The sequence below is a fragment of the Alishewanella sp. d11 genome (assembly GCF_049390205.1).
Taxonomy (GTDB): Bacteria; Pseudomonadota; Gammaproteobacteria; order Enterobacterales; family Alteromonadaceae; genus Alishewanella.
In genome coordinates this window covers 796,041-810,507 of the sequence record NZ_CP186547.1, presented here as the reverse complement: position 1 = coordinate 810,507, position 14,467 = coordinate 796,041, and the positions used below count along the sequence as shown (strand labels likewise).

Annotated in this window: 11 protein-coding genes; 10 read left to right on the top strand and 1 reads right to left on the bottom strand. The window is 46.8% G+C overall.

What is annotated here, in order from left to right; genetic code table 11:
- Window positions 1-33: 33 nt before the first annotated feature.
- On the bottom strand, window positions 34-2,811 hold the full coding sequence (locus ACO1PK_RS03740) for a TonB-dependent receptor (protein WP_423187332.1): 2,778 nt from the start codon (window positions 2,809-2,811) through the stop codon (window positions 34-36).
- A gap of 417 nt (window positions 2,812-3,228) precedes the next feature.
- On the opposite strand from ACO1PK_RS03740, the gene ACO1PK_RS03735 reads away from it, so the two are divergent.
- The 10 genes from ACO1PK_RS03735 to uxaC all read left to right on the top strand — a co-directional run bounded on the left by ACO1PK_RS03735 (window position 3,229) and on the right by uxaC (window position 14,441).
- Window positions 3,229-3,987, top strand: a complete 759-nt coding sequence (locus ACO1PK_RS03735) for an SDR family oxidoreductase (RefSeq protein WP_423187331.1) — start codon at window positions 3,229-3,231, stop codon at window positions 3,985-3,987.
- Window positions 3,988-4,026: 39 nt separating this feature from the next.
- A complete protein-coding gene (gene kduI / locus ACO1PK_RS03730; protein ID WP_423187330.1) occupies window positions 4,027-4,869 on the top strand; it encodes a 5-dehydro-4-deoxy-D-glucuronate isomerase in 843 nt (280 codons plus the stop codon).
- A 73-nt stretch (window positions 4,870-4,942) separates the two neighbouring features.
- Window positions 4,943-5,977, top strand: coding sequence for a TRAP transporter substrate-binding protein (locus ACO1PK_RS03725; RefSeq protein WP_423187329.1), 1,035 nt, complete (start codon window positions 4,943-4,945; stop codon window positions 5,975-5,977).
- Window positions 5,970-6,470 carry a TRAP transporter small permease gene (locus tag ACO1PK_RS03720; RefSeq protein ID WP_423187328.1) on the top strand — a complete coding sequence of 167 codons (501 nt, stop codon included), beginning with the start codon at window positions 5,970-5,972 and terminating at the stop codon, window positions 6,468-6,470. Before ACO1PK_RS03725 ends, ACO1PK_RS03720 begins: the two co-directional genes overlap by 8 nt.
- Complete coding sequence (locus tag ACO1PK_RS03715; RefSeq protein ID WP_423187327.1) at window positions 6,470-7,765, top strand: TRAP transporter large permease; 1,296 nt, start codon at window positions 6,470-6,472, stop codon at window positions 7,763-7,765. Before ACO1PK_RS03720 ends, ACO1PK_RS03715 begins: the two co-directional genes overlap by 1 nt.
- A gap of 22 nt (window positions 7,766-7,787) precedes the next feature.
- Window positions 7,788-8,564 (top strand): IclR family transcriptional regulator, encoded by a 777-nt coding sequence (locus ACO1PK_RS03710; RefSeq protein WP_423187326.1) that lies wholly within the window; start codon window positions 7,788-7,790, stop codon window positions 8,562-8,564.
- A gap of 21 nt (window positions 8,565-8,585) precedes the next feature.
- Window positions 8,586-9,629 carry a LacI family DNA-binding transcriptional regulator gene (locus ACO1PK_RS03705; protein ID WP_423187325.1) on the top strand — a complete coding sequence of 348 codons (1,044 nt, stop codon included), beginning with the start codon at window positions 8,586-8,588 and terminating at the stop codon, window positions 9,627-9,629.
- A gap of 136 nt (window positions 9,630-9,765) precedes the next feature.
- Window positions 9,766-11,226, top strand: coding sequence for a glycoside hydrolase family 28 protein (locus ACO1PK_RS03700; protein ID WP_423187324.1), 1,461 nt, complete (start codon window positions 9,766-9,768; stop codon window positions 11,224-11,226).
- Window positions 11,227-11,361: 135 nt separating this feature from the next.
- On the top strand, window positions 11,362-12,930 hold the full coding sequence (locus tag ACO1PK_RS03695) for a UxaA family hydrolase (protein WP_423188163.1): 1,569 nt from the start codon (window positions 11,362-11,364) through the stop codon (window positions 12,928-12,930).
- 86 nt (window positions 12,931-13,016) lie between these two features.
- The gene (gene uxaC / locus ACO1PK_RS03690) at window positions 13,017-14,441 is read left to right on the top strand and encodes a glucuronate isomerase (protein WP_423187323.1); all 1,425 of its coding nucleotides are present in this window, start codon (window positions 13,017-13,019) and stop codon (window positions 14,439-14,441) included.
- Window positions 14,442-14,467 lie beyond the last annotated feature (26 nt).

Here is a 14,467-nt window from a genome sequence, read left to right as displayed (position 1 = left end):
GCGGCTGTATTAAAAAACAGCCGCTGCTAACTGTTAGAACTTATACTGGGCGCCTAAATAGTACTGGCGTCCCGTTGCATGGTAATAGGTCAAGCGATTACCACTCGCATCTACCCACTGATCATCGACTTCATCCGTCAGGTTGAGTGCTTCGAAGGTCAGTTTCCAGTTATCATTCAGTTGATAAGACATTGATGCATCGATATTTCGAGTAGCGTTAGTGCCTTCCGAAATATTATTGTCGCGACCAATAGCATTTGTTAAATAATCAGAACGATCGGCTAACGATATGCGAGCGGCAAATTTTTCATCTTCGTAATACAAGGTAGCACTTTTAGTTGCTTCAGAGAGCCCTTGTAAATCACGAGTCGCTAGCACTACCCCTGTATTATTCACATAGTCCATCTGTGCTTTAACGTAGGTGTAATTACCAATAAAGCCAAAGCGATTCCAAAATTCCGGTAAGAAGGTAAATGGCATTTGATATTGCACTTCAAAGCCATACAGATCTCCACCAGGACCATTTAATGGCGTGTTGGTTTGCCATTCGATATTTTCGTTACAATCTGGGCCATAGCCTGGACCTGCAGTACAAGCATCTATAGCGGCTTGAATAGGTAAACCGGTTTCGGTAAAGATTTTCGTTTCACTTAAACCTTGTACGTAGCTATCGATATCTTTGCGGAATAAAGCAACGCCCAGTAAAGACTCATTATCAAAATACAGCTCTAGGCCCAAATCATAGGTTTTGGCTTTGGTCGGTTCCAGTGTTGGATTGCCGCCGCTAATGGAACGTGCACCACCAGAAACTGATACCGAAACATTAGGGCGAATACTGCCAAGACCGGCACGTGCTAAGACTTCTGCATAACCTAAGCGAATAATCACATCATCCATTGGCTCGAACACTAAGTTTAGCGAGGGTAAAAACTCTCGATAGTCGTGCTCTGCTGTGATGAGTTGCTGTGTGCCACCCAAGGAAGCCCACGCTGTGGACGATTGATCTGTTTTCACAAAACGGCCACCCACATCGCCGCGAAAACCGGTTTCGCCCAATTGCGTATCAAAGGCTAGTTGAATGTAGGCACCCAGCGTTTGCTCTTCTGCCGAATAGTTATCGACCCGACGATTATCCGTACTTACCGCAAAAACACCGGTATTGCTGTAGATATCATAAGCCGCATCAATTGCTGCTAGATCAGGGACTAACCAATTAGCGTAAGGCCCCACACCCGCGGCATATTGTCTTATTAAGTTGGCGCTCATCACTACACCTGCCGCATCTTCTCTAGCGCGACGTGCTTCCCGCGTTTCAAACTGGAAATTTTTGTAGTGTAGGCCGCTGCGCAGTGTTAAAGCGTCACTGAGGATATATTCCAAATTAATAGCTGCATTGTCGAAGGTATTTTCTGCACCAAGTGGGCGTAAACGTACACTATTTGTCGTCCAACCATTCGGATCAAATACTCCGGCACCAAACAGCAGCTCTGGATTCTGACGTTTGCCACCGCGATAGTCATAGCTAAAATCCTGCCCACCTTTTTGCATTACGACAGTGGTTTGAATGGGGTTGTCGAATTCTGAATTAGCTCGACCAGCCATTACATCCATTTTTAAGTTATCAGTAAACTGATGTTGGCCACTTAGGGTGAATTGCAAAAACTCGGTAGACAGCTCATCGTAGCGCAGTTCATTGCGAATTAGCGCATTTTCAAAAGAGGCATAGGTTACGGTATTGGTATTATCAATTTCATAATCTAGCACATTCATCGCAGCTGTTTGGCTATTGCCATTTAGGATGCCTTGCATAAAGGCTTCTTGCCGAGTTGAATCATCTTTAGAATATAAAACATCTAAATTAAACCGTGTTTCCATACTTGGACGATATTCTAAAGCGGTAGCCAAACCGGTGCGTTTTACATTATGCACGTAAGAGTCATAACGCGGTAAACGTGGACGGAAGCTATCATTAATGGCTTGCAACTCTGGTCCTGTGGTTTGTCCACGATAGCGACCAAAGTCATTAACATTATTCCAGCGCACAGTCGAAAAGCCTTCATCGAGAATATTGCGCTCGGAAAAGGCTGCTGAGATTAAATAACCGAAAGTACGGTCTTCATTAATATTGCTAAATAAAAATGAGCCTTTGGGATCAACCTCTTCCGATTTATCGTTATAACCAGCTTGCAGGTTAGCGGCAAAGGTCAAGCCATCATAGTCAAAAGGCCGAGCCGTGCGTAAATCCACAGTAGCGCCTAAAGAACCTTCTTCAACATTGGCCGAAGCGGTCTTTCGTACAGTCAGTTCGCTGAACAAATCGGAGGAAAAAGTATTAAAGTCAAAACCGCGACCACGGTTAGCACCGCCAACCGCATCGGTGCCGCCGCTAGTCGACTGGGCTTCCATACCGTTGATGCGCACACGGGTAAAATCTGGCCCTAAACCACGTACCGAAATTTGTCGGCCTTCACCGGCAACGCGGCTAATAGCAACACCAGGAATACGCTGCAGTGATTCTGCTAGGTTTAAATCTGGGAAGTCTGCGATATCCTCGGCTTTGATGGTGTCAGTTGCACCTGTTTCAAAGCGTTTTTGATTGAGTGCGCTTGCCAAACTGCCACGGAAGCTACCAACAATAGAGATAACTTCAATTTGTTCTTCTGCTTCTTGTTCGGTTGTCGGCGTTGGTTCGGTTTGCGCCAACGCTTGGGTGCTTAGCAAAGAAGCGAGGCCGGCTAGTGTCAAAGCCCTACAGAGCTTTGATGGGCGAAAAATGCTGTTAGCATGTTGATGAAAGCTGCGATTTGCCATGATGTTCACCTTGTCCTGAGCGTTAATCTGTTACCAGAAAAATCACGCTGACTAATTTGCCTAAATCAGGAGCAAGTAGTTTGCTCCCCTGTTGAGAATGCGTCGACATTGTTATGTCGTTGTTATATTGTTTTCTTTGTCCACCGGTGGCAAAAAAAGCTTGCAATTTTTTGCCACCGATGGCAAAAAGCTACCATCAAGTACTAAATTCTGTCAATTAATGATGTAAATTAAATCACTAATTGGTAATGAAGAAATTAATCAAAATAACCTAAGTATTTAAATTTGTTAGTTTTGGTTGTTTTCCTAGAATGGTTTCTGTTCCATATTTGAACAGTTTTGAAGGTCGCTTAAGCGAATGACTGGCGGCAAAGAGTGACAAAAAATGTCAGTGATGGCGGCTTACAGGAGTAAAAGATGACAGATTTATTTTCAGTGGCAGGTAAAACTGCTTTGGTTACCGGTGCAAGCAGAGGCTTGGGCAAGGCCATTGCGATGGCGTTAGCGGCAAAAGGCGCCAAAGTGCTGTGTTCCTGCTCACGGCTCGGAGGCGCGCAAGCTACGGTAGACAGCATTATCGCTGCGGGTGGCATAGCACAAGAGTTGGTCGCCGATCTGGCCGATGAGCATTCGGTTCGACACTTAGCGGAGCAGGCGCTTGCATTAGGCAGTGTCGATATTTTGGTCAATTGTGGTGGCACAATTTTTAGGGCCCCAGCGCATGAGTTTCCGATGGCAGAATGGCATAAAGTGATTGCCGTGAATCTCGATGCGGCCTTTTTGTTAGCACAAATAATCGGTGCTGAGATGATTAAACGCCGCAGCGGTAAGATTATTAATATCGCTTCTATGCTCTCCTACAGTGGCGGTATTACAGTCCCTGCATACACGGCCAGTAAACATGCTATTGCCGGTGTGACCAAAGCCCTCGCCAATGAATGGGCGCAGCATAATATTCAGGTCAATGCGATTGCGCCTGGCTATTTTCGAACCGATAACACCGCAGCCTTACAGGCGGATGAGCAGCGCAACAGTGCTATTTTAGCGCGGATCCCCGCTAATCGCTGGGGGGAGCCAGAGGATTTAGCTGGCGCGGCGGTATTTTTAGCTTCCAGTGCCAGTGACTATGTCAACGGCCACGTGTTAGCTGTCGATGGCGGCTGGCTGGCGCGTTAAGCGATTAGACTAACAAACTTATTTTGCAAGGACTTCACTATGACCGTTATTTATGAAAGCCGTTATCCAACCCATCCGGATGACGTAAAAAAATACGATACCGAACAGCTACGACAGCATTTTTTGGTGGATAACCTGATGCAAGCCGACAAGTTAGTGCTGTGCTACACCCATTATGAACGGGTGATTGTAGGCAGTGCCGTACCTGTGCAAGCACCAGTGCAACTGACCACGGTAGAGGCGCTAAAAGCAGCGTATTTCTTACAGCGGCGTGAGCTGGGCGTTATTAACGTTGGGGGCAGCGGAACAGTATCGGTTGATGGAACAGAGTATGTGCTGCACAACAAAGAAGCGCTTTATGTGGGGATGGGCGCAAAAGATATCAGCTTCCATAGTAGCGACAGCGCCACACCGGCCAAGTTTTATTTAAATTCCGCCCCGGCCCACCATAGCTATCCGACCAAACATCTAACGATGGACAAATGTACTGTGCTGCAAATGGGCTCAGCCGCTACGTCTAACGAACGTGCCATTCATCAGCTAATGATTAACGATGTGGTAGAAACCTGTCAGTTGCAGATGGGCTTAACGGTACTGAAGCCGGGGAGTGTTTGGAATACTATGCCGGCGCACCAGCATGATCGCCGGATGGAGGCTTATTTTTACTTTGATTTAGCTGAAGAGCAGGGGGTCTGCCATTTTATGGGACAGCCGCAGCAAACGCGGCATATCTGGGTAGCCAATGAGCAAGCAGTGGTATCGCCAGCGTGGTCTATCCACAGTGGTTGTGGTACCAGTAACTACGCCTTTATCTGGGGCATGGCGGGTGAAAACCTTGATTATCATGATATGGATAAATTCCCAGCGAGTGCCATGCGCTAACTAACTGTCTTTTACCGTTGAGTTTTACAGAGAATAAAGCCGGCGGTAGCAAGACTAAGAACAGGGTAACAATATGAAATATTTACGAAAGCGCTGGTCGGTTATGTGTGCCGTGCTGCTGGGATTTGCTGCGACTTTAAGCAGCGGCTGTCAGGTTGAGCAAGATGTAAAAGTGCTTAGGCTGGCCCATACACTGGATCAGGAGCATGTGGTGCATAAAGCCATGGCACTGATGGGGGAGCGGCTAGAGCACTATTCTGCTGGCAGTATGCGCATCGATATCTACAGTGGTGGTCAGCTGGGTAATGAACGTGAGTTGGTAGAATTGCTGCAAATTGGTAGTCTGGCCATGACCAAGGTATCGGCAAGTCCGTTAGAAGGTTTTGTCCCCGCAATGCAAGTCTTCAGTATTCCCTATATTTTTGATGATAACGCGCACTTTTGGCGGGTCCTTGATAGTGACATTGGTAAAGGCTTATTAAAAGAGATCGAGGTGGCGCGCTTATTTGGTTTAGGTTATTACGATGCGGGTAGCCGCAGTTTTTATTCCAGTAACACCCGAATTGAAACGCCTGCGGATCTTAAAGGCAAAAAGTTTCGGGTGATGAATAGTCAAACAGCGGTAAAAATGGTGGAAGCCCTAGGCGGCGCGGCAACCCCAATCGATTGGGGTGAGCTTTATACGGCTATTCAACAAGGCGTGGTAGATGGTGCCGAAAATAATCCACCGAGCTTTTATTTATCTCGCCATTATGAGCTAAGTCAATATTACACCCTAGATGAGCATACTGCTGTACCCGATGTGCTGATTATGAGTTTGAGTGTCTGGCGTGACTTAACCCCGCAACAGCAGCAGTGGCTGCAGCAAGCGGCGAATGACTCTATTGATTATCAAAAGCTCGCTTGGCATCAAGCCTCTGAAGAGGCACTTGCTGCAGTTAAAGCGGCGGGCGTTGAAGTGATCTACCCTGACAAAACGCCCTTTCGTGAAGCGGTCGCGCCTTTTTACCAAGACATGCTGCAAACTCAAATTGGTCCGTTATTACAAGGTATCGCTGCGCTAAGCGAAAATGCGGCTAAACCTCAACAGGAGCGCACCAATGAATAAGCTTATTTCTCGAATTGACAGCGCACTAAAATGGACTCTTGCTGCTTTTATGCTCAGCATCGTGTTGGTGGTGAGTTGGCAAGTCATATCGCGGTATCTACTGAATTCGCCGAGTTCGATAACGGAAGAGTTATCACGATGCTTATTGATTTGGATTGGCATGCTAGGTGCGGCGTTAGCTTATCGCACCGGTGTGCATTTAGGCCTAGATATCGTTACTCAGCGTTTTAATACGCGAAACCGACAACGCTTAGCCATGTTGGTCAGTCTGGCAGTGGTTATTTTTGCGCTCGCTGTGATGGTGATTGGTGGCGGTAATCTGGTGGCGTTAACTTTTGAGTTGAATCAAATGTCTGCCGCCTTGGGGATTCGTATGGCCTATATCTACCTGATTATTCCTTTCTCTGGCAGCATTATTGCGTTCTACGGCTGCTGCCAACTTTATTACCTAAGTACCAACCAGACAATGCCAACGGTTGAGGGGCTGCATTAATGGAACTATCAATTCTTGTGTTATTAGTGGTGTTCTTTGGACTACTGCTACTGAATGTACCTATTACCTTTTCAATCGGTTTAGCGACCCTCGCCACCATGTTGGTCAGTATTGATTTTGTGCCAGCGGTCACCACTATGGCACAGCGGATGGCGGGCGGTATTAATAGCTTTGCGTTACTGGCCATACCGTTTTTTATTTTATCTGGGCTTATTATGGGCCGAGGTGGTATTGCCAAACGACTTATTGAATGTGCTATGGCACTTATTGGCATGCTGCCAGGTGGCTTGGCTCTGGTGAACGTCGTGTCTTGTATGTTTTTTGGCGCTATTTCTGGTTCTGCTGTTGCCGCCACCTCGGCCATTGGCAGTTTTATGCTGCCCGAGATGAAAAAACAGGGCTACGATGTGAATTATAGTGCGGCAGTAACGGCGGCAGCGGCAACAACAGGTATGTTGATCCCACCCAGTAATATTTTAATCGTTTATGCCATTGCCAGTGGCGGTGTATCTATTGCTGCGCTCTTTGTAGCCGGTTACCTGCCAGGTATTTTACTGGGGATTGCGCTAATGATTGTGTGTGCCGGTTACGCCAAAATTAAGGGCTATCCGATAGGTGCACGTTTACCGTTCAAATTGGTTATTCAAAAAGTGGGCGCGGCCTTGCCCAGTTTATTTATGATTTTCTTGGTGATCGGCGGCATTATTGGTGGAATTTTCACTGCGACGGAGGCGGGTGCCATCGCGGTGTTGTATTCGTTGATTCTTGCCGTCGGCATTTATCGTGAAGTCAAAGTGTCTGAATTATCTGGCATTATGATGAAGGCGGCAGAAACGACAGCGATAGTGCTGGCGTTGATTGCCACGTCTTCAGCGATGTCTTGGATTTTATCCTACGAGCAAATCCCGCAAACCATTAGTGCTGCTATGTTGACCTTAAGCGAAAACCCGCTGCTTATATTGTTAATGATTAACCTGATCTTGCTGTTGGTAGGTGCTTTTATGGATATGACGCCTGCTGTATTGATCTTTACTCCAATTTTTTTACCTGTGGCGGTTGAGTTGGGTATGAGTCCGCTGCATTTTGGCATCATGATGGTGTTGAATTTATCGATTGGTTTAGTTTCACCCCCGGTGGGCAGTGTGCTTTTTGTCAGTTGTGCTATTGCTAAAACCCGCATCGAAGCCATCATCAAACCGATGATGCCGCTTTATTTGGCTATGTTTGTGGTACTAATGTTGGTGACCTACATACCTGCCATTAGTGAGTTTTTACCAGCGTTGTTTGGGTTATAATGTAATACAGAGGAGCGCTTTTATGGTAAGTTATGTCATTCCTAATTTGGCTAATGCCTGTCGCATTTTATCTTTAGTCTCTGAGTCTGAGCAGGGATTAAGCTTGACCGAATTAGAGCAGCGCTTGGCTATCCCTCGAACGACAACCTTTCGTATTTTACAAACGCTGTGTCAACAGCAGTTGTTGGAGAAGCAAGGTAAGCGTTATCAGGTGGGTACCTCTTTGTTTAAGATGAGTTTTAATCTCGTCAGTTCCAGTAAATTAAGTCGCCAAGCTCTGCCTTTTTTACAAAAATTGGCCTTAAGTACCGGAATGACAGCGCAGTTGAGCCTACCTCATACCGAAGGGGCCTTGATTGTTGAAGTCTGTGATAGCCCAAACCCCTTGCGAATGGCTGCCCGCCCAGGCACTATTGCGAGTTTTAATTGTTCGGCCGCTGGAAAAATATTTTTAGCGTTTCTGCATTTTGATAAAATTACGCAATTCGCCGAGCAGGGTCTATTCACCGCTAAAACTCAGCAGAGTCTGGTTGCTCCAGAGGAACTTAAGCTTGATTTACAGCGCATTTTAGGTCGTGGTTATGCAACGGATGATCAAGAATATCATCAAGATGTACGTTGTCTATCGGCACCTATCCGAGATGAACGTGGTGCAGTGGTTGCCGCCATTACCGTGACTGCGCCTACCAGTATTTTTGCCCGAAATCAGTTTGTTGATGTGGCGCAAAAAGTAAAAAAAGCAGCTATTGATATAGGCTTAACGGTATATCGGCCGCAGCTTGCTGCTAACCAAAAATAGCCATAAAAGCGGAAGCAATGAATGCAAAAGCAATCAACCATTAATGATGTCGCCCGCATAGCTGGGGTTTCTAAAAGAACGGTGTCACGAGTTATTAACGGCTCCTTAAGTGTAGGTGAAGCCACGCGTCTTAAAGTTGAAAACGTGATCAACGAGTTAAAATACGCGCCGAATGCTCAAGCGCGTGGCCTTGCGTCCAGCCGTTCGTATTTACTGGGCTTGATTTACGACAACCCCGATGCCTTGTATTTGGACGATGTACAGCGGGGAGTACTGGAAGTGTGTTCCACCCTTGGCTATGAGTTGGTGGTGCACCCCTGTCGTTATCAAAGTGAGAATCTGGTTAGTGATTGCTTACGCTTTATGCGCCGCTCTAAACTGGATGGTGTGATAGTGCTGCCGCCAGTTTCGGAATCAGAAACCTTGGCATCGGCATTAAAAGAGTCGGGTAGCCCTTATGTGCGGTTAAGTTCTGTCGCCTTAGATACCCAAGAACACATTGTGGTGTCTGATGATCGTTCAGCTGCTGCTGAGATGGCCCGTTATTTTGCGCAACTTGGCCATCAAAAAATTGCTTTTATCAGCGGGCCGCAGCGTTATAAATCATCAACGGAGCGGATGGAAGGATTTCAGCTGGGGTTATCGGCTTATGGGGTACAAATTCCGAGCAATATGATTTTGGAGGGGAATAATACCTTTGAAACGGGCATTGAATGCGCCAAGCAATTATTGCAACTACCCGAGCGCCCAACGGCGATTTTTGCCAATAATGACCAAATGGCGGCAGGGGTGTTAAAAGTAGCTTATAGCTTGGGTATAAAAGTACCCTCGGAGCTATCAGTCGCCGGCTTTGACGATAATATGTTGGCTTCACGGGTCACTCCAGCTCTGACTACAATTCGTCGACCTGTTCGGCAAATGGCATTGTTAGCCACGACTAAGATGATTATGTCAATTGAGCAGAACCATAAAGCCGCTATGAATGTCGCGGCCAAAGTAGCACCAACCTTAGTGGTACGTGAATCTACAGGACCTTGTTTAAACTCGGAAAGTCGTAAAATATAAGCTTCATTAAAAAATTTGCCAGCGGTGGCAAATTTTTTAATGAAAAGCTTGCCACCGGTGGCAAATTGGTTATTATAGATACTATTATTTAATACGGTCGACGTTTACTAAGCACTCAAGTGGAAGAGGAAACCAGATGACAGATTTGCTAAAAAGAAAAAGTATTAAAACCCTTGGTTTACTCTCTGCTGGAGTTAGCTTGTTAACGGTAAGTGGCTGCCACACCTTACCGCTATCAAGTCAGAGTAATTTAGCTGATAGTGCAAAAGATGCTGAAGACTTAGTAAAATGGCAGCAAGCCGATCAAATTATTGCGGCTATTAAACCTACTCAGTTTGCTGCGCAAGAGTTCGTCATTACAGCATTTGGCGCCAAAGCAGAAGCAGGTAACGATAATACGCAGGCGATAAAAGCCGCCATAGCGGCTTGTGCTGCGGCTGGCGGTGGGCGTGTTATTGTACCTGCTGGACGATTTGAAACAGGTGCCATTCACCTTAAGTCTAATGTCAACCTGCATTTGCATGATGATGCGGTGTTGTCGTTTTATACCGACCGCGAGCATTATTTACCTTATGTGATGACCCGCTGGGAAGGGGTGGAACTGATCGGTTATTCGCCGTTAATTTATGCTTTTCAGCAAGAAAATATTGCCGTTACAGGCAAGGGTATTCTTGAGGGTAATGGCTCAACGACAGCCTGGTGGCCTTGGAAAGGCAATTGGGAGCGGCGTAACTGGGAATATGATGCCAGTGTCGATCAAGTGCAAACGCGCAAAGTATTATTTGCTATGGCTGAACAAGGTGCGCCTGTTGCTGAGCGTCAGTTTACTGAGAACTTCTTAAGGCCGCCGTTTATTCAACCTTATGGCTGCAAGCGAGTATTAATTGAGGGCGTGACAATTCGTAATTCGCCTTTTTGGTTAATCAACCCTGTGTTGTCTGAAGATGTCGTTATTCGTAATGTAAATTGTGTGAGTCATGGCCCTAATTCGGATGGCTGTAATCCAGAATCCTCTAACCGCGTGTTGATTGAAAATTGTTTATTTGACACTGGCGATGATTGTATTGCCTTAAAGTCTGGCCGTAATAACGATGGTCGTCGTTTGGCGACACCGGTACAAAACATAGTCATTCAAGATTGTATTATGCGTTCAGGTCATGGTGGGGTGGTAATGGGCAGCGAGATCTCCGGTGGTGCCCGCAATATCTTTGCTCGCCGCTGTCGTATGAGTAGCCCTAATTTAGCGCGCGGTATCCGTATCAAAACCAACTCTGTGCGCGGTGGTTTAATTGAAAATGTCTATATTCGTGATATTGAAATTGGTGAAGTACGGGATGCGATTGTCATTAACTTCTTCTACGAAGAAGGTGATGCGGGGAACTTTATGCCGCAAGTGAATAATTTGCATATCAGTAATCTTACTGTACAAAAAGCGCAACGTGCCTTTCAATTGCGAGGCTTTGAGCGTGCGCCAATTAGCGGTGTAACCCTACATCACGTACACTTTAAACAGGTTGAAACGGTGGGAATACTGGAAAATATTGCCGGCATTGATCAGTTAGATATCACCTTAAATGGTAAGCCTTTTAGTATTTAAACCAGCGCTATAACTACAATTAACCATGCATACGGCATGCTTAATGAAAAAGACCTAAGTTGTAAATAAAAATGCCACCGGTAGACAGATCGAGCAGTTGACTAGATCGGTGGCGAATAAAACAGGTATGGCATGATGACAACAGAGCAGAAACCCGGTTGTAGTATTCTTTTACCGGAGGCAAACACTACGGCACAACTTAAGGTGCTGCAGGTGCATCCGCGTGACAATGTGTTAGTTGCTTTGCAGCCTCTCAAAGCTGGTCAGCCACTGCCAGAACCTTTCGAAATGCTATCTGCTACCAGCGATATACCCGCCGGCCATAAGATAGCACTAAGGTTAATTGCTGCAGGCGAGGCCGTGGTTAAATATGGTTTTGCTATTGGTAAAGCAACTGCGGAGATTGCTGCTGGCGCTCAGGTTCACTCACATAACCTCGCTACAGCGTTAAGCGGCACCATTGACTATCAATATAGCGGTTGTCAGGCTGCCCCGTTGCCATTTCCTGCAGGTCTACCGACCGAATTTCAAGGCTATCGTCGCCAAAATGGCAAGGTAGGCACCCGCAACGAATTGTGGATTATCAACACCGTTGGTTGTGTAAACCGCGCCGCGATGCGTGTTGCCGAGTTAGCTCGTAAAGAATTTGCACAGCTGTTGGACTTACCGAATATTGATGGCATTCATGCTTTTACCCACCCCTTTGGCTGCTCGCAGCTAGGTGATGATCTGAGCAACACCCGAGAATTACTGGCAGGGCTTATTCAGCATCCCAACGCTGGCGCGGTACTCATTTTGGGCTTAGGCTGCGAGAATAACCAGTTAGCCAAGCTACTACAAGCCAGCCCTGATGTCGATCAGCAGCGCATCCGGGCTTTTAATGCGCAACAGGTTGAAGATGAAGTCGAGCAAGGCTTAGCTGCCGTGGGCGAATTACTGGCGATTATGGCAGAGGATCAGCGCAGTGCTTGTCCAGTGTCAGAGCTCGTTATGGGCATGAAATGCGGCGGCTCGGATGGTTTAAGTGGTCTCACCGCAAATGCTTTAGTGGGCCGTATCGCCGATTTAGTGGCGGCCGCAAATGGCAAAGTGGTACTCACCGAAACGCCAGAGATGTTTGGCGCAGAACAAGTGTTTATGGCGCGGGCACAGAATGAACAGGTGTTTGCTGATTTGGTGTCGCTAGTCAATGATTTTAAGCAGTACTTTATCGATAACAATCAGCCAGTATATGAAAACCCCAGTCCGGGCAATAAAGACGGTGGTTTAACCACGCTCGAAGAAAAATCGCTGGGGGCGATTCAAAAAGGTGGCTCGGCAGTCGTTAATCAAATTATTCGCTATGGTAAGCAAGCCAGTTTACCCGGCCTAACCTTACTGGAAGGCCCCGGTAACGATGCCGTATCCTCAACTGCGCTAACAGCAGCGGGCGCCACGCTGATTTTATTTACCACCGGCCGTGGCACACCATTAGGCTTTCCGGCGCCCACCGTAAAAATCTCCTCTAACTCAAACCTTGCAGGGCGTAAGCCACAATGGATTGACTACGATGCTGGCGGCTTACTGCGAGTTGGGCAAGATGCCACTGAATTTGCTTATGATTTTTTCCGTTATCTGGTGGCTGTGGCATCCGGACATCGGACGCGCAATGAGATCTCGGATAACCGAGAAATCGCTATCTGGAAAAACGGCGTGACGCTCTAGTCTTAATGAGTAAAGCCGTTCTAAACCTATATAAAAAATGGCGCTTAACAGCGGCAACATACTGAACACAAATGGGAAAGAATAAAATGACGCAACCACTTCCTTTAGAATTACATCCGGACAGGCTATTTCCAGCTGATCCGCTCGTTCGCGCTATCGCGCAGCGCTTATATGCAAAAATTAAAGACTTACCTATCGTTAGTCCGCATGGCCACACTGATCCACGCTGGTTTGCCGACGATGCTAACTTTGAAAATGCCACTGCGTTATTGTTATTACCCGATCATTATGTGTTCAGGATGCTATACAGCCAAGGCATCAAACTGGAAGAGCTGGGGATCCGCCGTAAAGACGGCGCGGTGGTTGAAAGTGATTATCGTAAAATTTTCCATATTTTTGCTAAACACTATTATTTATTCCGTGGCACCCCTTCACGTATTTGGTTAGACAGTGTCTTTCACGAGGTGTTTGGCTTAACGGTTACCTTGACTGAAGCAACAGCTGATCTGTATTACGACACCATCAATGCACAGTTGGCTAAAGCAGAATTTAAACCACGCGCTTTGTTAGACCGCTTTAATATCGAATTAATTGCTACCACCGAAGGGGCGTTAAACGATTTAAAACATCACGCCAAACTTAAAGGCACAGGCTTTGAGCAGCGCGTGATTACGACTTTTCGCCCAGATGATGTGATTGATGCAGATCGCGCAGATTTTGCGAAAAACGTTGCGAAATTGGCTGAACTTACAGGCGAAGATACCAACAACTGGCAGGGCTACTTACAAGCGTTACGGATCCGGCGGGCTTTTTTCCGCGAGCACGGTGCAACGGCAACCGATCACGGCCACCCGTCTGCCATTACCGCCGATTTACCGGAAGCCGAGGCTGCTGCGTTATTTCAGCGTTGTTTAGCGGGTACAGCAACGCCAGCTGAAACCGAATTATTCCGTGGTCAAATGCTAACGGAAATGGCCGGTATGAGCCTGCAAGATGGCATGACCATGCAAATTCACCCTGGTGCACACCGTAACCACAATCAGGTGATCTTTGAGCGCTTTGGCCCAGATAAAGGCGCAGATATTCCAAGCCCAACCGAATTTGTGAGTAACTTAAAGCCACTATTACAAAAATACGGTAACGAAGCGGGTTTAAACATTATTCTGTTTACGCTGGACGAAACTACCTATGCCCGCGAACTCGCACCTTTAGCTGGCCATTACCCAGCCTTAAAACTCGGTCCAGCTTGGTGGTTCCATGATAGCCCGGAAGGCATGTTACGTTTCCGGCATCAAGTTACCGAAACCGCCGGTTTCTACAACACCGTAGGCTTTAACGACGATACCCGAGCTTTCTTATCTATTCCAGCAAGACATGATGTGGCTCGCCGTATTGACTGCCGCTTCTTAGCTGGACTAGTGGCAGAACATCGCCTCACCGAAGCCGAAGCCCATGAACTGGCCTATGAGCTGACTTATGGACTGGTGAAAAAAGCGTATCAGTTGAAATAGTAAAAAGGTTGTCAAGGGATACCACG